19 protein-coding genes are annotated in these 19057 nt (G+C 63.4%); 9 read left to right on the top strand and 10 right to left on the bottom strand.

All coding sequences use genetic code 11. The annotated features are described in order from the left end of the window. The first annotated feature begins 58 nt into the window (after positions 1 to 58). From RTH74_RS23865 to RTH74_RS23825, 9 genes are all read left to right on the top strand, one after another. Positions 59 to 619, top strand: a complete 561-nt coding sequence (locus tag RTH74_RS23865) for an MFS transporter permease (RefSeq protein ID WP_316916304.1) — start codon at positions 59 to 61, stop codon at positions 617 to 619. 374 nt (positions 620 to 993) lie between these two features. Beyond that, positions 994 to 2541, top strand: coding sequence for an ABC transporter ATP-binding protein (locus RTH74_RS23860; protein WP_316916303.1), 1548 nt, complete (start codon positions 994 to 996; stop codon positions 2539 to 2541). A gap of 11 nt (positions 2542 to 2552) precedes the next feature. Beyond that, a complete protein-coding gene (locus RTH74_RS23855) occupies positions 2553 to 3650 on the top strand; it encodes an ABC transporter permease (RefSeq protein WP_316916302.1) in 1098 nt (365 codons plus the stop codon). A gap of 80 nt (positions 3651 to 3730) precedes the next feature. Next, complete coding sequence (locus RTH74_RS23850) at positions 3731 to 4657, top strand: ABC transporter permease (RefSeq protein ID WP_316916301.1); 927 nt, start codon at positions 3731 to 3733, stop codon at positions 4655 to 4657. A gap of 144 nt (positions 4658 to 4801) precedes the next feature. After that, entirely contained in the window at positions 4802 to 5251 is a 450-nt protein-coding gene (locus RTH74_RS23845; RefSeq protein ID WP_316916300.1) for an REP-associated tyrosine transposase, read from the top strand. A gap of 208 nt (positions 5252 to 5459) precedes the next feature. Continuing rightward, complete coding sequence (locus tag RTH74_RS23840; protein ID WP_316916314.1) at positions 5460 to 6797, top strand: 8-oxoguanine deaminase; 1338 nt, start codon at positions 5460 to 5462, stop codon at positions 6795 to 6797. A 287-nt stretch (positions 6798 to 7084) separates the two neighbouring features. Beyond that, positions 7085 to 8167, top strand: coding sequence for a BMP family ABC transporter substrate-binding protein (locus RTH74_RS23835; RefSeq protein WP_316916299.1), 1083 nt, complete (start codon positions 7085 to 7087; stop codon positions 8165 to 8167). Between the two features lie 207 nt (positions 8168 to 8374). Then, positions 8375 to 9343, top strand: a complete 969-nt coding sequence (locus RTH74_RS23830) for a 2-oxoglutarate and iron-dependent oxygenase domain-containing protein (RefSeq protein WP_316916298.1) — start codon at positions 8375 to 8377, stop codon at positions 9341 to 9343. Positions 9344 to 9681: 338 nt separating this feature from the next. After that, positions 9682 to 10629: an adenosine deaminase gene (locus RTH74_RS23825; protein WP_316916297.1), complete on the top strand. Its 948-nt coding sequence runs from the start codon at positions 9682 to 9684 to the stop codon at positions 10627 to 10629. A gap of 75 nt (positions 10630 to 10704) precedes the next feature. On the opposite strand, the gene RTH74_RS23820 is transcribed toward RTH74_RS23825, so the two are convergent. The 10 genes from RTH74_RS23820 to RTH74_RS23775 form a co-directional block, all read right to left on the bottom strand. Continuing rightward, a complete protein-coding gene (locus RTH74_RS23820) occupies positions 10705 to 11241 on the bottom strand; it encodes a cytochrome b/b6 domain-containing protein (protein ID WP_316916296.1) in 537 nt (178 codons plus the stop codon). Continuing rightward, positions 11241 to 11507: a PepSY domain-containing protein gene (locus RTH74_RS23815; protein ID WP_316916295.1), complete on the bottom strand. Its 267-nt coding sequence runs from the start codon at positions 11505 to 11507 to the stop codon at positions 11241 to 11243. Before RTH74_RS23815 ends, RTH74_RS23820 begins: the two co-directional genes overlap by 1 nt. A gap of 217 nt (positions 11508 to 11724) precedes the next feature. Continuing rightward, the gene (locus tag RTH74_RS23810) at positions 11725 to 13839 is read right to left on the bottom strand and encodes a TonB-dependent copper receptor (RefSeq protein ID WP_316916294.1); all 2115 of its coding nucleotides are present in this window, start codon (positions 13837 to 13839) and stop codon (positions 11725 to 11727) included. 71 nt (positions 13840 to 13910) lie between these two features. After that, a complete protein-coding gene (locus tag RTH74_RS23805) occupies positions 13911 to 14294 on the bottom strand; it encodes a DUF2946 domain-containing protein (RefSeq protein WP_316916293.1) in 384 nt (127 codons plus the stop codon). 76 nt (positions 14295 to 14370) lie between these two features. Further along, positions 14371 to 14661, bottom strand: coding sequence for a c-type cytochrome (locus RTH74_RS23800; RefSeq protein ID WP_099526188.1), 291 nt, complete (start codon positions 14659 to 14661; stop codon positions 14371 to 14373). Between the two features lie 288 nt (positions 14662 to 14949). Then, on the bottom strand, positions 14950 to 15498 hold the full coding sequence (locus RTH74_RS23795) for a putative natural product biosynthesis protein (RefSeq protein ID WP_316916292.1): 549 nt from the start codon (positions 15496 to 15498) through the stop codon (positions 14950 to 14952). Between the two features lie 75 nt (positions 15499 to 15573). Next, positions 15574 to 15939, bottom strand: coding sequence for a DUF2946 domain-containing protein (locus tag RTH74_RS23790; RefSeq protein ID WP_316916291.1), 366 nt, complete (start codon positions 15937 to 15939; stop codon positions 15574 to 15576). Between the two features lie 48 nt (positions 15940 to 15987). After that, positions 15988 to 18039, bottom strand: coding sequence for a TonB-dependent receptor (locus tag RTH74_RS23785; protein WP_316916290.1), 2052 nt, complete (start codon positions 18037 to 18039; stop codon positions 15988 to 15990). A gap of 68 nt (positions 18040 to 18107) precedes the next feature. Beyond that, complete coding sequence (locus RTH74_RS23780) at positions 18108 to 18554, bottom strand: DUF2946 family protein (protein WP_316916289.1); 447 nt, start codon at positions 18552 to 18554, stop codon at positions 18108 to 18110. After that, positions 18554 to 19042, bottom strand: coding sequence for a copper chaperone PCu(A)C (locus tag RTH74_RS23775; RefSeq protein ID WP_316916288.1), 489 nt, complete (start codon positions 19040 to 19042; stop codon positions 18554 to 18556). The genes RTH74_RS23780 and RTH74_RS23775 overlap by 1 nt, the downstream gene beginning before the upstream one ends. Positions 19043 to 19057 lie beyond the last annotated feature (15 nt).

The following is a 19057-nucleotide window of genomic DNA, read 5'->3' as shown; positions in this document are numbered from 1 at the left end:
GTGCTTCAAAAACTCGCCGGATGCGAGCCTCCCACCACCGTCAATCGGAACCAGGTCAATGGACAACCTGTATCAGCCTCCCAAAGCCGAACTGCTGGACGAACAATCGCCCTCCCGTACCGCCTTCTTCGTCACCTCAGAGAACAAACTCTACCTGCTGAATTTCACCACCTTCGGCCTGTACTCCCTCTACTGGTTCTACAAGCAGTGGGACAGTCAGCGCGCCACGATGCTGCCGAAACACATCATCCCGGCGGCACGTTCACTCTTTCAGATTTTCTACACCCACTCGCTGTGCCGCCTGATCAGCGAGCACCAGCAGCGCCAGGGTCTGGGATCATGGGATTACTCGGGCACCGCCTGGCTCTATGTCCTGTTGCTCTTCGTCACCAATGGCCTGTCACGGGTGGATATCCAGAACGGTGCTCTCGACCTGCTGCTATTGCTCGGCTGCGTAATGGCGCCAGCCTTTCCTCTGGCGCAGATCCAGCGACAAGCCAACCAGGCCAGCGGTGATGAGGATGGGCAGAGCAATGCACGGATCAGCGGCCAGAACCTGCTGTTCATCATTCCCTGCGCCTTGCTGTGGATACTGGCTGTGATGGGCTTTTTTATCTGACGCACGAATACAGGCAGCGCAGTTGTGGGGTGGATTGAGCGCAGTAATAACCCTCATGACCACACAACTTGGGTATCGCGGCGCTGAATCCAGATTACCTCCGCCAGAAGGTCGCCAATCTGGGACGTCGAGGCTTTGGGGTTACGAATCGCGGCTGAAGCCGCTCCTACACGAGCGTCACCCATAACGTCGTAGCCGCTATAACCGCGAGCGCGCAAATAAGGTGCGCCTTTCGCTGCGCACGCAGAGGCGAGCACCAATAGTGGGCGCTAAAAAACTCGTAGCAGTGGGCGAACCTCGTGCCAGCGCATTTTCTGACCCCTTGGCCAAGTTTTTGCTTTAACCCCGCTCAGTTATTTCCATGAGCGCTTTCCATGTCTGCCTCACCCGACTCCCCACGCTTGCAGTTGACCGCCATCAGCAAGCAGTACCCCGGCTGCCTGGCCAACGACCGTATCGACCTGACCATCGCCCCAGGCGAAATCCGCGCCCTGCTGGGCGAGAACGGCGCCGGCAAGAGCACGCTGATGAAGATCATCTACGGCGTCACTCAACCCACTAGCGGCGAGATTCAATGGCAGGGTGAGCGGCTGACGATGCGCGACCCGGCCATGGCGCGCCGGCTGGGCATTGGCATGGTGTTCCAGCATTTCTCGCTGTTCGAGACCCTGAGCGTGGCCGAGAACATCGCCCTGGCCATGGGCGCGGAGGCCGGTACGCCGAAGCAGTTGGAGCCGAAGATCCGCGAGGTATCGCAGCGCTACGGCATGGCCCTGGAGCCGACGCGCCTGGTGCACAGCCTGTCCATCGGCGAACGCCAGCGGGTGGAGATCGTCCGCTGCCTGATGCAGGACATCAAGCTGCTGATCCTCGACGAACCGACCTCGGTGCTTACCCCGCAGGAGGCCGACGAGCTGTTCGTCACCCTGCGCCGCCTGGCCGCCGAGGGCTGCAGCATCCTCTTCATCAGCCATAAGCTCGGCGAGGTGCGCGCGCTGTGCCAGAGCGCCACGGTACTGCGCGCTGGGCGGGTGTCCGGCCATTGCGTACCGGCCGAGTGCTCGGATCTGGAGTTGGCGCGGCTGATGGTCGGCGACGCCGAGGGGCTGGAAAGCAGTTACCCGAAAGTTAGCGGCGGCCTGCCACGGCTGCGCGTAGATGACCTCAGTTGGCACAACCCCGATCCCTTCGGCTGTTCGCTGGAGCGCATTCGGCTGGAGGTGCGCAGCGGCGAGATCGTCGGTATCGCCGGGGTGGCCGGCAATGGCCAGGACGAGCTGCTCGCCCTGCTCAGCGGCGAAACGCGCCTGCCCCGTGGCGAGCGCGAGCGAGTCAGCCTGGATGCTGCGCCAGTGGCCAATCTGCATCCCGATGCGCGGCGCCGGCTTGGCCTGGCTTTCGTGCCCGCCGAGCGCCTCGGCCATGGTGCGGTGCCGGAGATGAGCCTGGTGGACAACGCTCTGCTCACTGCCTTCGGTCAGGGCCTGGTCAAGGGCGGCCTAGTGCAGCGCGGCAAGGTACGCGCGCTGGCCGAGCAGATCATCCAGCGCTTCGCGGTGAAGACGCCGGATGCCGACACCGCTGCACGCAGCCTGTCCGGCGGCAACCTGCAGAAGTTCATCCTTGGCCGTGAGATTCTGCAGAACCCGAAACTGCTGGTGGCCGCGCACCCGACCTGGGGCGTGGACGTTGGCGCCGCTGCGGCCATCCACCGTGCGCTGATCGCCCTGCGCGATGCCGGCGCGGCGATCCTGGTGATCTCCGAAGACCTCGACGAGCTGTTCCAGATCAGCGACCGCATCGGCGCGCTGTGCAGCGGGCGGCTGTCGCCGCTGGCCGAGACGGCGCAGGTATCCACCGTGGAAGTCGGCCGCTGGATGGCCGGTGAATTCGATCAACCCGCCGCTGCTGCGGCCTGCTGACGGAGCCCGTCATGCTGTTATCCCTGGAACCGCGCGGCCAGGAGTCGCGCCCCATGCTCTGGCTGTCGCCGCTGCTGGCCGCTGTACTGACGCTGGTGAGCGGCATGCTGCTGTTCACTCTGCTCGGCCATGACCCGCTGGAAACCCTGCACACCCTGCTGATCGCCCCGGTCAGCGACTGGTACGGCGTGTCTGAGCTGCTGGTCAAGGCACTGCCGATCCTGCTGTGCGCCCTAGGCCTGGCGGTGGCCTACCAGGCGCGCATCTGGAATATCGGCGCCGAAGGCCAACTGCTGATCGGCGCGCTGGCCGGCAGCGCCATGGCGCTGCAACTGATCGACTGGGAAAGCCGCTGGGCACTGGCCTGGGTGGTGCTGGCCGGCACCGCTGCCGGTGCGGCCTGGGCCGGGCTGACCGCCTGGCTGCGCACCCAGTTCAACGCCAACGAGATCCTAACCAGCATCATGCTCAACTACATCGCGTTGAACCTGCTGCTGTTCTTCGTGCATGGGCCGCTGAAAGACCCGGCCGGTTTCAACTTCCCTGAGTCGGCCATGTTCGGCGATGCCAGCCGCCTGCCGCTGGTCAGCGAGGACGGACGCCTGCACGGCGGCCTGTACCTGGCGCTGCTGGCCCTGGTGGCGGTGTGGGTACTGCTGCACAAGAGCTTTCTTGGCTTCCAGATCAAGGTGCTCGGCCTGGACAAGCGCGCCGCCGGCTTCGTCGGTTTTCGCGAGAAGCGCCTAGTGTGGTTCGCCCTGCTGGTCAGCGGCGCCCTGGCCGGCATGGCGGGCGTCGGCGAAGTGGCCGGGCCGATCGGCCAACTGGTACCGCAGGTCTCGCCCGGCTATGGCTACGCAGCGATCACTGTGGCCTTTCTCGGCCGTCTCAATCCGCTCGGCATTCTGTTTGCCAGCCTGCTGATGGCGCTGCTGTACCTGGGTGGCGAGAACGCGCAGATGAACCTCAACCTGCCGCAGGCGATCACCCAGCTGTTTCAGGGGATGATGCTGTTCTACCTGCTGGCCTGTGACGTGATGATCCTCTACCGGCCCCGGCTGAAGTGGAAATGGGCGAAGCGCGAGCGCCTCGCAGAAGCGACCACCTGACTGTGGGAGGGGCTTTAGCCGCGACAAAAGCTCGCCGCTGAAGCGCCTCCCACAAAGAGCATGAATGCAAAGGAATCCCCATGGATCTCGATCTGTTGACCAATATTTTCTACGCCATGGTGCGCACCGGCACACCGCTGCTGCTGGTGGCCCTGGGCGAGCTGGTGTGTGAGAAGAGCGGCGTGCTCAACCTCGGCCAGGAAGGCATGATGCTGTTCGGCGCAGTGATCGGCTTCATCGTCGCCTTCAGCACCGGCAGCCTGTGGCTGGGCGTGCTGCTGGCCGTCGTCGCCGGCATGCTGTTGTCGCTGCTGTTCGCCGCCGTGGCGCTGGGCTTCAACGCCAACCAGGTAGCAACCGGCCTGGCCCTGACCATCTTCGGCGTGGGTCTTTCCACCTTCGTCGGTGCCGCCTGGGTCGGCAAGCCGCTGAGCGGTTTCGAGCCCATCGTCATCCCGCTGCTGTCCGACATCCCGCTGATCGGACGCATGCTGTTCGCTCAGGACGTGCTGATCTACCTGTCCTTCGCCCTCTTTGCGCTGGTGGTCTGGGTGCTGCTGAAAAGCCGTGTCGGCCTGATCATCCAGGCCGTCGGCGAGAACCCGGACGCTGCCAGCGCAATGGGCCTGCCGGTGCTGCGCGTGCGTACCCTGGCGGTGCTGTTCGGCGGCGCAATGGCTGGTCTGGCAGGCGGTTACCTGTCGCTGGCCTACACGCCGATGTGGGCGGAAAACATGACCGCCGGCCGCGGCTGGATCGCCCTGGCGCTGGTGGTGTTCGCCAGTTGGCGCGTATTCCGTGTGCTGCTCGGCGCCTACCTGTTCGGCCTGGCCAGCATCCTCCACCTGGTGGCGCAGGGCATCGGCCTGTCGATCCCGTCGAACCTGCTGGCCATGCTGCCCTACGTCGCCACCATCGTGGTGCTGGTGCTGCTCTCGCGCGATGCGATCAAGACCCGCCTGTATGCGCCAGTGTCGCTGAGCCAGCCTTGGCAGCCGGGGCATTGATGCTCAACCGTTACTAGTCGCGGCTGAAGCCCCTCCCACAAAAGCCCGCCTACAGGTGTCGTATCGCACTGTGGGAGGGGCTTTAGCCGCGACAAGCTTTTTTCGGCTATACCTTCAGCCACACCCCAATCGGGAGGCTAAGGAATGCCCCACTCAGCCAGTTTGCGTGCTGGCCGTTTCTCGGAAACACAACGCATCTATCTACTCACCGCTACGACCGAAAACCGCGAAACGCTGTTTTCGGATCTCACTGTTGGTCGGCTCGTCGTTGCAGAACTCAAAGCCGCCCAGCAGGACGGCCTGGCCGAATCACTGGCCTGGGTGCTCATGCCGGATCACCTGCACTGGCTGATTGCAATGCAGCAAGGCTCGATCAGCGACCTGATGCGGCGCATCAAGGGACGCAGTGCCAAGCGAATCAACGCGTTGGTCGGTCGTCAGGGAAAGCTCTGGCAGGATGGTTTTCATGACCGAGCGCTGCGCCGGGAAGAGGATGTTCTGCCCGCCGCACGGTACATCGTCGCCAATCCTCTAAGGGCCGGCTTAGTCAACCGGGTGGGCGATTATCCATTGTGGGATTCGGTATGGCTCTGAGCTTGGGAGAGTCGCGGCTGAAGCCCCTCCCACAAAAGCCGATCCCACAGACAAGTGCCATTCTTGTGGGAGGGGCTTCAGCCGCGACAGGCTTGTTGCCCCTGACTCCAGAGTCAGCTATCTTCCGCGCACGTCATTTCCGACGCACCTGGATCAGCAGACAGGGTCAACACTGAGCTGGCTTACCTGACATCAACCTCAGAGGAGCCTGCTCAAGAACCCCCTCGCCATCTTCACCGCCAATGACCTGGACGCTTCCGGCGGCCTGGTGATCGAGGATGGCCGCATCGTCGAAGTGCTCAGCAAAGGCCAGCAACCTGCCGCGCCCTGCCAGCAAGTGTTCGACGCCCGCGAGCACGTGGTGCTGCCAGGCCTGATCAATACCCACCATCACTTCTACCAGACCCTCACCCGCGCCTGGGCGCCGGTGGTCAACCAGCCGCTGTTCCCCTGGCTGAAGACGCTCTACCCGGTCTGGGCACGCCTCACTCCCGAAAAGCTCGCCCTGGCCAGCAAGGTGGCGCTGGCCGAACTGCTGCTGTCCGGCTGCAGTACAGCGGCCGATCATCATTACCTGTTCCCGGGCGGCCTGGAGAACGCCATCGACGTGCAGGTCGAAGCGGTACGCGAACTGGGCATGCGCGCCATGCTCACCCGCGGTTCGATGAGCCTGGGCGAAGCCGACGGCGGCCTGCCGCCGCAGCAAACTGTGCAGCAGGGTGAGGTGATCCTGGCGGACAGCCAGCGCCTGATCGGCCAGTACCACGAGCGCGGCGACGGGGCGCAGATCCAGATCGCCCTGGCGCCCTGCTCGCCCTTCTCGGTGACTCAGGAAATCATGCGCCAGAGCGCCGAACTGGCCGAGGAGCTGGACGTGCGCCTGCATACCCACCTGGCCGAAACCCTCGACGAGGAAGACTTCTGCCTGCAGCGCTTTGGCCTGCGCACCGTGGATTACCTGGACAGCGTCGGCTGGCTCGGCCCACGCACATGGCTGGCCCATGGCATCCATTTCAACCCCGACGAGATCACCCGCCTGGGCGCTGCTGGCACCGGCATCTGTCATTGCCCCAGCTCCAACATGCGCCTGGCGTCGGGCATCTGCCCCAGTGTCGAGCTGGAGGCCGCCGGTGCGCCGCTGGGCCTGGGCGTCGATGGCTCGGCCTCCAACGATGCCTCGAACATGATCCTCGAAGCGCGCCAGGCGCTGTATATCCAGCGCCTGCGCTACGGCGCCGAGCAGATCACCCCGCAGCGCGTGCTTGGCTGGGCCAGCAAGGGCTCGGCAAAACTGCTGGGGCGCAGCGATATCGGCGAGCTGGCGGTGGGCAAGCAGGCCGACCTGGCGCTGTTCAAGCTCGATGAGCTGCGCTTCTCCGGCAGCCACGATCCGCTTTCGGCGCTGCTGCTGTGCGGCGCCGACCGCGCCGACCGGATGATGATCGGCGGTACCTGGCGCGTTATCGATGGGCAGATCGAAGGGCTTGATATGGCGCAGTTGATCGCCGATCACCGCCAGGCGGCGCGTGAGCTGATCGCCGGCTGACATCAGCTAACCGCCTGAGTCGCGGCTAAAGCCCCTCCCACAAAAACAGCACCAACCTGTGGGAGGGGCTTCAGCCGCGACCGTCGTTTCATCAATGCGAGCCCAGTACCTACGCACCACAACACGGCACTTCACAACACCACGCACCAATCCAGCTCCAGCATCGAGCCAGGCCAACAGCCAGAACGGCAGCAACGCCGCTATCTGTCTTGTTGGTCAGCTTTTTGCAGTCATGGGATCAGCCAACCAACGGCCATCCCAATACCAAGACTGGAGCTGCACCCACCATGTTCGAGAAGAGCGAAAAACCGCTGCTACGCACCCTCGTCGCCGCCCTGGGCTTTGGCGCCATGCTCAGCGCCTCCGCCGCCGATCCCTTGAAAGTCGGCTTCGTCTACATCGGCCCTATCGGCGACCACGGCTGGACTTACCAGCACGAACAAGGCCGGCAGATGCTGATCAAGGAAATGGGCGACAAGGTCACCACCAGCTTCGTCGAGAACGTGCCGGAAGGTGCCGACGCCGAGCGGGTGATACGCAACATGGCCAAGGGCGGTTTCGACCTGATCTTCACCACCTCCTTCGGCTATATGAACCCGACGATCAAGGTGGCCAAACAATTCCCCAAGGTGACTTTCGAACACGCCACTGGCTATAAGCAGGACAAGAACGTCGGCACTTACCTGTCGCGCTCTTATGAAGGCCGCTATGTCGGCGGCTTCCTCGCGGCGAAGATGACCAAGACCAAGAAAGTCGGCTACATCGCCTCCTTCCCGATCCCCGAGGTGATCCGCGACATCAACGCCATCCAGCTGGCGCTGGACAAATACAACCCGGGCACCGAGATCAAGGTGGTGTGGGTCAACACCTGGTTCGATCCGGGCAAGGAATCCGACGCCGCCAACGCGCTGATCGACCAGGGTGTGGACGTGATGTTCCAGCACACCGACAGCCCGGCGCCGATCCAGACCGCCGAGCGCCGTGGCATCTACTCCGTCGGCTACGCCTCGGACATGGCTCACTTCGGACCCAAGGCAGTGCTCACCTCCATCGTCAACGACTGGGGCCCACACTACGTCAAATCCACCCAGGCGGTGATCGACGGCACCTGGCAGCCGCAGGACTTCTGGGGTGGCCTGGCCGAGGACACCATCGAGCTGCCGATCAGCGACCTGGTGCCGGCTGACGTGAAGAGCGAAGCCGAGCAGATCATCGCCGACATTCGCAGCGGCGCGTTCCACCCCTTCACCGGCCCGATCAAGGACCAAAGTGGCGCGGTACGCATCGCCGAGGGCGTGAGTGCGACCAACGCCGAGCTGGCCTCGATGAACTACTACGTGGAAAACGTGAAGGCCGAAATGCCGAAGTAAACACGTAAAGCATCGCGACTGAAGCGCAATACCGCCCAGCCGCTCCTGCGTCCGTAGGAGCGGCTTCAGCCGCGATAATTTGGAAATCACCGATGCCGTCCCTGCTTATCTCAGCAGAACCGCATCACCGTGGCGCCGGCCTTTGGTGCCACGCATCGCTGCCCTGGGTACGAGAAGACTCGCAGCAACGCCCACCCGAGGCTCAACATGAACGCATTACCCATCATCGACATCGCCCCTCTCTACGCCGACGACGCTTCGGCCTGGCCTGCCGTCGCCGAGCAGATCGACCGCGCCTGCCGCGACTGGGGCTTCTTCTATATCGTTGGTCACCCGATCAGCAATCAGCGTATCGACGCCCTGCTCAGCGCGGCGAAGACCTTCTTCGCACTGCCCGCCGAAGAGAAACTCAGGATCGATATCACCCAGACCGCCCACCATCGTGGCTACGGCGCCATCGCCACCGAGCAGCTCGACCCGAGCAAACCGAGCGATCTGAAGGAAACCTTCGACATGGGTTTCCACATGCCCGCCGAACACCCCGAGGTGCTGGCCGGCCAACCCTTGCGCGGTCCGAACCGTCACCCGGAGATGCCCGGCTGGGCTGTGCTGATGGAACAGCATTACGCCGACATGCAGGACCTGGCCAAGACCCTGCTGCGCGCCATGGCCATGGCGCTGGAGATCGAGCACGACTTCTTCGACGCACGTTTCCATGAGCCGATCAGCGTGCTGCGCATGATCCATTACCCGCCGCGCCACACCGCCACCAGCAGTGATCAGCAAGGCGCTGGCGCACACACCGATTACGGCTGCATCACCCTGCTCTACCAGGACGATGCCGGCGGCCTGCAGGTGCGTGCACGCGATGGCGAGTGGATCGACGCGCCACCGATTGCCGGCAGTTTCGTGGTCAACATCGGCGACATGATGGCGCGCTGGAGCAACGACCGGTACACCTCGACGCCACATCGGGTGATCAGCCCACTGGGGGTGGATCGCTACTCGATGCCGTTCTTCGCCGAACCGCATCCCGACACACTGATCGACTGCCTGCCGAACTGCTCCAGCGCGGATGACCCGGCCAAGTACACACCGGTGACCAGCGCCGAGTACCTGCTGTCGCGCTTCGCCGATACCTATGCCTATCGACGTGAGGAGATGCCCCCTGCGTAAGGCGAGCCATTACATCGATGTAGGGCGGACCGGGACGCCGGTCGCTCGTAGCGAAGCGAACAGTCCGCCAGACCAGGCCGGGAACGCCATCGCAACGCACGGCGTACTGCTTCGCGAGTACGCCCTACATCATTGCTCGCCCCTGAGTAGGGGCAATCACGAAACAGCCGCGCAGGGTGGATGACGCTTTTTTCATCCACCCTTCAGCATCGGGGCCTGCACATCGGTGGACATGAAAAGCGATGTCCACCCTACGCAGCCGGCCAGGTGGCACAGCACGATCCTGTCCCAGCGGTTAAACTTTGCTGCTACCCAAGCCTGACAACGAGAACCCGACCATGCCCGAATGGCTGAATGCCCTGCCCAAGGCCGAACTGCATCTGCATCTGGAGGGTTCGCTCGAACCCGAGCTGCTGTTCGCCCTGGCCGAACGCAACCAGATTGCCCTGCCCTGGGCCGATGTCGAAACCCTGCGCGCGGCCTATGCCTTCAACAACCTGCAGGAATTTCTCGACCTGTATTACGCCGGCGCCAACGTGCTGCGCACGGAGCAGGATTTCTACGACCTGACCTGGGCCTACCTGCAACGCTGCAAGGCGCAGAACGTCATCCACGTCGAACCTTTCTTCGACCCGCAAACCCACACTGACCGTGGCATTCCCTTCGAGGTGGTACTGCGTGGCATCCAGCAGGCGCTGCTCGACGGCGAGAAACAGCTGGGCATCAGCCACGGCCTGATCCTCAGCTTCCTGCGCCATCTGCCTGAAGAAGAGGCGTTCAAGACCCTGGAACAGGCCATGCCGTTCCGCGATGCCTTTATCGGCGTCGGCCTCGACAGCTCGGAAAAGGGCTTCCCGCCCCGCCTGTTCGAACGGGTGTTCGCCAAGGCACGCAGCGAAGGCCTGCACGCGGTGGCGCATGCCGGTGAGGAAGGCCCGCCCGAGTACATCTGGGAAGCGCTGGATCTGCTCAAGATCAAGCGCATCGACCACGGCGTACGCGCCATCGAAGACGAGCGGCTGATGCAGCGCATCATCGACGAGCAGATCCCGCTGACCGTCTGCCCGCTGTCGAACATCAAGCTGTGCGTGTTCGAACACATGGGCCAGCACAACATCCTCGAGATGCTCGGGCGCGGCGTGAAGGTGACGGTGAACTCCGATGACCCGGCCTACTTCGGCGGCTACGTCGGCGAGAACTTCGCCGCCCTGCACGAGCACCTGGGCATGACCGAGGCACAGGCCAAACGCCTGGCGCAGAACAGCCTGGACGCGCGCCTGACCTAAGCAAGAGCATCGCCGCTGAAGCGCCTCCCACAATACCCACGCTTCGTGGGAGGGGCTTTAGCCGCGACTGTACACTCAGTGTTCCGAAAGCTTGCGCCGCTTGCCGGTCACCATCGACAACGGCAGGTTCTCGCGCAGCCGATAGCTCTCGAACAGGGCGGCGGCGATATGCAGGCCGACCAACGCCATCAGGCCGTTGGCGCAGAATTCGTGGATTTCCAGCGGCAGATCCGCGCCCCAGAAATAATCGACCTCCTCCATCAGAAAGCCGGTCACACCCAGGCCGAGCATCAACGTCATCATCAAGATCATCACCAACGCGCCCAGCGGCGAATGCCCCAGGCGGTGATACGGCTGCCCGGAAACCAGCGCACGCAGGTGCTCGCGCAAACGCGCACGGCTCGGCCAGAAATCCGCCCAACGCGCCGCCTGCGTACCGACGAAGCCCCACACCAGACGGATCGCCAGCCAGGCCACCGCGTAGTAGCCGAACCAGCGATGCCAGTTCTCGCCCTCTTCGGTGAAGAAGTAGTTGGCCAGGAAAGCGCCGGCCAGGGACCAGTGGAACAAGCGCACCACTGGGTCCCACAGGCGCACGGTCGCGGCGCTCATCAGCTTTCCACATTGCTCTTGACGGCATCACCACTGACCGGGTCGAAGTAGATTTCGACCTTCTTGCCGTCCTTGTTGTGGCCGTAGATTTCGTAGCAGTTGCCGCCGGTGACCTTGAACTTCTTGATCTCGTAGCCCTGGGCTTTCAGGTCGGCCTGGAACTTGTCCTGATCCTGCCACTGCGCCTTGTCGGCGGTGGTGCATTGGGTAGCAGCGAAGGTCAGCGGGCTGACCAGGGCCAGAGACAGCAGAAGCAGTTTGCGCATGGTGAAGTCCTCTCGGATGCAGGGGAAAGTGGGTCTGCGGGGACTACTTTCGCGCAGCAACCTTAAGGCCGTATTAGCGCGCGAAAAAATCGTAGCCCGGATGCAATCCGGGGAGGTCGACAGAACAACTCCCGGATTGCATCCGGGCTACGCAGTAACTGCAGTGGGACTGGGGCCTTGCCCGTCGCGGCTAAAGCCCCTCCCACAAGTAGGCGCGTCAAAAGTCGAAATCGACCTTGGCCCAGAGGGTACGACCCGGTTCGTCGATACGGGTCTCGGCCGGGAAGCCGAAGCCCGCGTCGCCTGCCAGGTTGAGGTGCTCGGCGTAGTTCTTGTCGAGCAGGTTATCCACACCGGCGCTGAGCTTGACCTGCTTGCTCACGCGGTAGGCACCGTTGAGCGAGAGCACACCGAAGCCAGCACTGTCACCGAAGTCCTGCCCCACCACGTTGCCACGCCCTTCGGCGATGCGCCCCTGGCCATCGACCACACGCCACAGGGCGCCGACGCTCCAGTCGTCGCGCTGGTAGGTCAGGCCCAGGCGCGCTTCCAGTGGCGGCATCTGCGGCAGCGCTTCACCATCACTGCTGTTCTTGCCCCAGGCGTAGGCCAAGGTCGCGTCGGCCTTCCAGTTGGAGTCGAAGGCGTAGGCCACGCCCAGTTCTCCGCCCATGATGCGTGCGTCGACATTGTCAGCTTGCGTGTTCATGCCGCGGTAGTCGAACAGGATGTAGTCGCGGATCTGCCCGGCATAGGCCGAGGCCCAGGCTTGCAGCTTGTCGTCCTGGTACTGGATGCCGATATCGAGCTGGGTGGTCTTCTCCGGCTTGATGCCATCAAAGGCGTTGTCCGCGCCGGCTGGGCCATTGAGACCGGCGGAGAACAGCTCCCAGTAATCGGGGAAACGCTGCACGTGGCCGATGCCGGCATAGACGATGGTCGGCGAGCCGGACAGGTCGTGCTCGTAGCGCACGAAACCACTGGGCAAGGTATCGGCACGGGTCTCGCCCGCCGTCGGGTTGGGCGTGGTCATGCCCATCATGTCGCTGAAGTTCTGCCGGTAGTCCTTGGCCGAGGCGCGATCCAGGCGTGCGCCGGAGATCAGTCGATCACGCTCGGCCAGGCTCCAGGTGGCTTCGGCGAACACTCCGTAGTTGTGCATCAGCGCGTCCTTGTCCCAGGGGAAGCGATCAGCGTCGACGTAAGGCATGCCCATCATGCCGCCGCTGGAGCTGCGCTGGCGGTGTTCGCTGCGCTGCGCATCGACGCCGGTGATCAGCTCGATGTCATCCCACTTCCAGGTCGCGGCCAGGCGTGCACCGAGGGTGCGGCGGTCGACCTGCGCCGCCATCGGCCCGGCCATCATGCTGCTCGGGTCCGGCACGCGCAGACGGAAGTTGTCCATGATGTGGTCGGCGTAGTTGTAGTAGACCTTGGCCTCGACCTTATCCAGCACGCCACCGAGGTTACTACGCTCGATGCGCAGGCCGAGGCTTTCGCGCTTGAACTGAGTGCCGTCCATGCCACGACCACCGTAGCGCGCTTCGCCATCGCCACGGCCAGCCGTGAGTTCGATCAGGGTATCGGCATCCGGCGTCCAGCCCAGGGCCACGTCGCCGTTCCACTTGTCCCAGCGCGAGGCGATGGTGTCACCATCACCGTTGTCGTAATCGTCCGACTGCGAGCGGTTGCCCATCACCCGCAGGTAGCCCTGCTCGCTACCCACGGCGCCATCCAGGGTCCGGTCGAAACGGCCATTGGAGCCGGCCAGCACACTGGCATGCAGGCGCGCGCCCAGCTCACCGAAACGCTCCGGCTCGCGGTCGAAACGCACCACCCCAGCCGAAGCACCCGGCCCCCAGATCACGGTTTGCGGGCCCTTGGTAACGGTCAGCCGATCGAAGGTTTCTGGCGAAATGTAGGAACTGGGCGCGTCCATCCGCCCCGGACAGGCGCCGATCATCTGCCCGCCATCGGTGAGCAGCAGCAGGCGCGAGCCAAACAGGCCGCGCAATACTGGATCGCTGTTACTGCCACCGCTGCGAATCGCGGAGAAACCGGGAATGGTCTTGAGGTAGTCGGCCGCATCGCTGGCCGGCACCGGCTGGCGTGGGTCCTTGGGGTCGGCCACCACGGTCAGCGGCGAGCTTTGCTGAATTGCTGTGATCACCGTGGGCGGCAGTTCGTGCACATGCTCCTCGGCAGCCTGCAAGGCCGTAATGGAACACAGGCCACAGGCCACGGCGAAGGCATGGCGCCAGCGCAGGTTGCGGGTGGACAGGGCGAAACGGGACGAAGCGGAGCCGTGGCCCCGGATAGCGAAAACGGACATGCGAATACCTGAAAGTTGGCAGCTTTTATTAGGTGTCGGGCTCGGCTGAGCCCTGGCTGGACGACCAGACTTCAGGTACGCGGAGAGGCTCTGGGGTTGAGCGATGGCCACTGAAAGCGGCTACGCGATGCGGGGCTTACGCGCGACAGCGGGCGTATCGTTTCGCCGGCCAGCAGGCCGAACAACCCGAAGAACGCTGCCAGGATGATGGCGCTGAAGCTGGAGCTCATGGCGCAACCGCCACTGCCGAACAACCCCAGCGGCACGACACCGGAGCCGTCGAGATCGGCCCCGGCGCCGAAATTGCCGTCGAAGGAGCAGTACTGCGCATCCAGCCCGCTGAGCTGCATCCCGGCCATCTGCCCATGACTGATCGCGCAGGCGAGCGCTGCGAACAGGACACTGAAATACAGCATCCAGGCAATCAGTGGTCGGTGCTGGCGGGATGACTTCATGGGCAGTAACTGTAGCAGTCGTGCGAGCCTCGTCGATCTGCGACTCAGCGCCGCATAAACCTGGGTGGCGGGAGGGTTACTTGGCCATCCAGGTAATCACGGCCTGGTAGTCCTCAGCCGAGCAATCCATGCACAGGCCGCGCGGTGGCATGGCGTTGAAGCCCTCAGTGACGTGTTTGACCAGCGTCTCCATGCCCTGTGCCTTGCGCGCTTCCCAGGCCGCGGCATCGCCTTTCTTCGGCGCGGTGGGTAGCTGGCCGTTGTGGCACATGCCACAGGAACGATTGAACACGGCCTCAGGGTCCTGCGCGGCATTGGCCGCAGCCGCCAGGCCGAGGGTAAAGGCAAGCAGAGCGAGTTTGTTCATGATTCAAGCCTCATCGGTTGCAACTGTTGTTCTTGTCAGCGACGGTCTCGTGCGCCAGGCGCAAAAAAGCAGGCCCTCCCTTGCGGGAGAGCCGGCCACCGAACACCGTCGATAAAGTGGACTTCGGGCTTAACCGTGGATGCCCAGACAAGACATATTCCAACCCGAAGTCCGCACATGCTATGGGGCTATCCCAGCCCTCTCAACTGCGACAAGCCGCCACAGAGCGCCCGGGAATCCCGTGCTCATGGCGCCTTACGACAGGTGTGGCGGCTTGTCGCAGAATTATCATTCCGGTATGCGCAACCAACGGCGGAAACCGCCCACGCCAGAGCGGCTCAACGGTGACCAGGCAAAGTCGTAACGGGCCGGCGGCAGCACCTGAATGTCTTCGTCCTGGGCGGCATCCTGGTTCTTCCAATCGACCAATGTCAGCGGGCGCGCACTGCAGGCGAGCAGGATGCCCTGGGCGGAACTGGCATCGCTGGTCACCCAGCGCGCAGCCGCCGCCGAGAGCAGGCTCTCCACCTGCTCGGTGGTGACCCGCGGCGCGTATTCCGAGAGCAGCAGCCAGCGACAGACACTGATATGAAAGGTCCAGTCCTGCGCGGGCTGGCGGCGATAGGCCCAGATCATGAAGCTGCGAAACAGCTCCACGCCTTCAGGCGGGTCGAGTTTGAGCAGCGACGGGCACAGGTCGTACAGCAGGTGCCAATACGGCAGCAGCTTGGCATCCAGCGCGATGAACGAGCGCGCGTTGCTCGGGTAGTCGGGAAACAAAGTTTCGCCAATGGCACGGCGTACCGGCGGCATCGCCTTGAGTCGATATGAACGCATGGGTTCATGCTCCTGATCCGGTTCAGCCTCGGCACTGCGAGGCACAAGAAGCTCGACGAGCTTCGTTCGCGGTGATCAGGCAATAACAGGTGGCGCTCGTGACTGCGATGCGGGGAAACGCAATTGCAGTACGGGCTGACGCCGCAATAGCGGCGGTACAGCCTGTACCACGGAGATGTCGAAACGGGCCCAGTCCTGGCAGCCCAGTGCAGGGCTGTTGATCAGCAGCGAACAGTAGGCGCAGGCATCCAGCGAATAACGCTGCGGTGCATCGACCGGCGCGCTGCTGCTCTTCTCGTTGCCATCGTGGCAGGCCAGCTCGGCCAGCCACGACCAATCGCTGCTGTCGGCGCGCAGTTGCGAGAACAGGGGTGCAAAGGCGATCAGGACGAATGCCAGCAGCCCAAGTTGGGCGCCAAGCAGTCGCCTGCCGGCGCTCATCCCCATCAGCGCCAGCACCGCAGCAGCAGGCTCATGCCGGAAACTCCGTTACCACTGGAACTGGACGCCGGCATACAGCGCGCGTCCGGTGCCTGGGTTGTACAGCTCCGAGGCCTCGGTTGCGCTGCCGGCGATGGCGACGTTGGCGATATAGCGGGTGTCGGCCAGGTTGCGTCCCTCCAGGTAGCCCGACCAGCCACCGCTGGCCTCGTAGCCGAGCTTGAAGTTGATCAGCGTGTAGCGGTCGGTGGTCATCTGGTTGGCGTTGTCGGCGTAGTAGCCGTCCGGCACCCACTCGATGTTCGGTCCGGCGTAGACGCCGCTCGGATGCTTGTAGAGCAGCTCGGCACGCACGTGATGCTTCGGTACACCCGGCAGCTCATTGTTGCCGTAACGCTCGTCGTTATCGAAGAAGAAGTCGCTGTAGGTATAGGCCGTGTTGAACCACAGGCTGTCACCTTGGCTCAGGGACGACCTGAGCAGGGCCAGACCGAAGCCAAGTTCCAGTCCCTGATGCACGGTGCTGTCGGCATTCACTACGCTGCACGGGCTCCAGGGCGCCGTAGTCAGGCATTGCAGTTCGTTGTCGATCTCGGCGCGGTAGAGGGCGATATCCCAGTTGAAATCCTCGCGCTGGCCACGGCTGCCGACCTCGTAGGTGGTAGCGGTCTGCGCCTTGACCGAGGTGCTGGCTGGCGAGGCGAAGCTGTTGGCGTCATAGGTCGGCACTTCGGCACTACGCGAGACATTGGCGAACACCTGCCAACTGGCATCGACATCCCACAGCACACCAATCTTGGGGCTGAAGTGGTCGTAGCTGCGGCGGCCGGACTGGTCGCCATCGCTCAGGAAGCGGTCGCGACGATCACGCACCGAATGCTGAAACTGCGCGCCGGCGATCAACGCCAGATCCGAGCGGATGAAGAAGGAGTTCTCCACATAGGCCGAGGCATTCTTCGACTTGTCGATGTTGGAGGATGCCAGGTCGCCCTTCACCGCATTGCCCAGATTGAGGTACTGCTTGTTGTCGATCTTGCCGTTGTGCAGGTTCACACCGGCGATCAGCCGGTTGCGGTAGTCACCGATCATGCCCTCGTCGGTCACGCGCATGAAGCCGCCGTAGTCATAGACGTCGTAGTCCAGCCATTGGTAGGTCGGGTGCATCACGTGGCGCTGCACGCCGAACACGCCCACATCGAGGAGGGTATCGTCGAAGCGAAAGCTGGTCTTGTTGGCGACTCGCACCGCGTCGATGTTGCGCTGCTGGTCGAGGCGCTCGAACTCGGCACTGGCGCGGCGCGGCGACTTCAAGGCCGCAGCCTTGTCCATCTCGCCCGGTAGGCGCTGCTTGATCTCGCTGGCACTGAGGTAGAAGCGCGTTTCGACGTCATCCGAAAACCGGTAGCCGACATTGCCGCTCATACGGTTCTGGCGCCCGTCGCTATGGTCGCGATAACCATCGAAGCGCTGCACCGAGCCGGTCACGAAATAGTCGAACGGCCCGCTGACACCACCGGTGCTGGCCTGGGACTTGCGATAGCCGAAGCTGCCAACATCGATACGTGCGGCGAATGGCGAGGCATCGTGGCCGGTTGGCGTGACGAAATTGATCGCCCCACCCAGGGCGTTGGCCCCATAGCGCAGAGCATTGGCGCCCTTGTACACCTCGACGTGGCGATAGGCTGTAGGGTCAATCTCGAACAGGTCGACCAGGCCATCGGAGGTGTTGATCGGAATCCCATCCACGTACACGTTGATGCCGCGATTACCATAGTTGCGCGACAGGCCGGAGCCGCGAATCGACACGCGGGCGTCATCGCCAAAACGTGGTTGAGCGAACACCCCCGGCACCCAGCCAAGCACATCCTTGATCGTCTGCGCCGGCCCGTTCTTGAACGCAGCATCCTCGACCACCGCAACCGAGCCGGGCGTACGCTGGATAGCGTGCCTGGCTTGCTCCGTATTGTCGGCCGTCAGCGCGCGCCCTTCGGTTGCGTAGGTGGTGGTGTCCGGCAGCACGACACCCTCGGACTCCCCATTGGCCCAGGCCAGATTGCAGGCACCGACGAGCAGTACCAGCGCAGTATTTGTTGTTTTCATCAGAAGCGACTTCCACGTAATGGACTACGTATGCATGCCACGCAGCGCCAAGGCGCGGGCCGGCATGATCAAGCGATTGGAACGCTGGCGAGGAAGTCGTGGGGAGAGGCGCGAGGATTGAGCGCCGAACGCACTTGGCGCGGCGGCGCTTGCGCCCGGTTGCCGAATGCGCTGGATGGCATCGCAACGGCCGGCAGATACTCCTGCCCCCAGGCGAAGGTATTCAGTGGCGCGGCGAGTGAGCCCGACGAACACAGTGGGCAACCCAGCTGCATGAACATCGTCTGCGTCGGGCTCTTGTCGCTTGTGGTGCCAACTGATGTATCAGCGTCGGCACTGCAAAAAATGCTGTCGAGCCCACTCAGGCTCAGGCCACTCATCTGGCCATGGTGCAGACCGCAGGCGAACAGCCCCAACAGGATGCTGAGCAGCAGCATCCTGTTGGCAAAGGCCGGTACGAACGCCGCTACCCCAATACGGGCAGCCAGTGTTCGCTCACCTGCGGTGGCGATCATCAGTGCTTGTGTTCGCCGTGATCGGCACCATGGTCATGACCTGCCGGCGCTTCCTTCTGTACCGCGACTTCGACCTCGACGGCACCGGCTTTCTCGAAGTTGAGGGTCAGCGGGAAGCGCTCACCGTCCTTGGCCTGCTGCTTCAGGTTGAACAGCATGACGTGATAGCCCATGGGCTCGAACTTCACCTCGCCACCGGCGGGGATGGCCACGTCCTGCACCTGCTGCATTTTCATCACTCCGTCGGCATGCACGTGCTCGTGCAGTTCAGCCTTGCCGGCCACCGGGGTGCTGGCGCTGAGCAGACGATCCGCTTCGCTGCCCTTGTTGTGGATGACGAAATAAGCAGCAGCAGTCGGTGCCACCGGCGGCATCTCGCGCGACCACGGGTGGTCGATATGCAGTTGGCCTGCCTCGTACTCGTGGGCCTGTACCAACAGCGTCGGCAGCAGCAGGGTGAGGCCGAGCAGGGTTTTCTTCAGGGTCATGGGTGTTGCCTCCTT

Source organism: Pseudomonas sp. zfem001 (assembly GCF_032621725.1).
Lineage (GTDB): Bacteria > Pseudomonadota > Gammaproteobacteria > Pseudomonadales > Pseudomonadaceae > Aquipseudomonas > Aquipseudomonas sediminis.
The sequence above is the reverse complement of the archived record's forward strand: the minus strand, read 5'-3'. Positions and strand labels throughout refer to the sequence as shown.

Coding starts and splice junctions, on each gene's coding strand:
- RTH74_RS23865 (WP_316916304.1), top strand. CDS start 59: ATGGACAACCTGTATCAGCCTCCCAAAGCCGAACTGCTGGACGAACAA.
- RTH74_RS23860 (WP_316916303.1), top strand. CDS start 994: ATGTCTGCCTCACCCGACTCCCCACGCTTGCAGTTGACCGCCATCAGC.
- RTH74_RS23855 (WP_316916302.1), top strand. CDS start 2,553: ATGCTGTTATCCCTGGAACCGCGCGGCCAGGAGTCGCGCCCCATGCTC.
- RTH74_RS23850 (WP_316916301.1), top strand. CDS start 3,731: ATGGATCTCGATCTGTTGACCAATATTTTCTACGCCATGGTGCGCACC.
- RTH74_RS23845 (WP_316916300.1), top strand. CDS start 4,802: ATGCCCCACTCAGCCAGTTTGCGTGCTGGCCGTTTCTCGGAAACACAA.
- RTH74_RS23835 (WP_316916299.1), top strand. CDS start 7,085: ATGTTCGAGAAGAGCGAAAAACCGCTGCTACGCACCCTCGTCGCCGCC.
- RTH74_RS23830 (WP_316916298.1), top strand. CDS start 8,375: ATGAACGCATTACCCATCATCGACATCGCCCCTCTCTACGCCGACGAC.
- RTH74_RS23825 (WP_316916297.1), top strand. CDS start 9,682: ATGCCCGAATGGCTGAATGCCCTGCCCAAGGCCGAACTGCATCTGCAT.
- RTH74_RS23820 (WP_316916296.1), bottom strand. CDS start 11,241: ATGAGCGCCGCGACCGTGCGCCTGTGGGACCCAGTGGTGCGCTTGTTC.
- RTH74_RS23815 (WP_316916295.1), bottom strand. CDS start 11,507: ATGCGCAAACTGCTTCTGCTGTCTCTGGCCCTGGTCAGCCCGCTGACC.
- RTH74_RS23810 (WP_316916294.1), bottom strand. CDS start 13,839: ATGTCCGTTTTCGCTATCCGGGGCCACGGCTCCGCTTCGTCCCGTTTC.
- RTH74_RS23805 (WP_316916293.1), bottom strand. CDS start 14,294: ATGAAGTCATCCCGCCAGCACCGACCACTGATTGCCTGGATGCTGTAT.
- RTH74_RS23800 (WP_099526188.1), bottom strand. CDS start 14,661: ATGAACAAACTCGCTCTGCTTGCCTTTACCCTCGGCCTGGCGGCTGCG.
- RTH74_RS23795 (WP_316916292.1), bottom strand. CDS start 15,498: ATGCGTTCATATCGACTCAAGGCGATGCCGCCGGTACGCCGTGCCATT.
- RTH74_RS23790 (WP_316916291.1), bottom strand. CDS start 15,939: ATGAGCGCCGGCAGGCGACTGCTTGGCGCCCAACTTGGGCTGCTGGCA.
- RTH74_RS23785 (WP_316916290.1), bottom strand. CDS start 18,039: ATGAAAACAACAAATACTGCGCTGGTACTGCTCGTCGGTGCCTGCAAT.
- RTH74_RS23780 (WP_316916289.1), bottom strand. CDS start 18,554: ATGATCGCCACCGCAGGTGAGCGAACACTGGCTGCCCGTATTGGGGTA.
- RTH74_RS23775 (WP_316916288.1), bottom strand. CDS start 19,042: ATGACCCTGAAGAAAACCCTGCTCGGCCTCACCCTGCTGCTGCCGACG.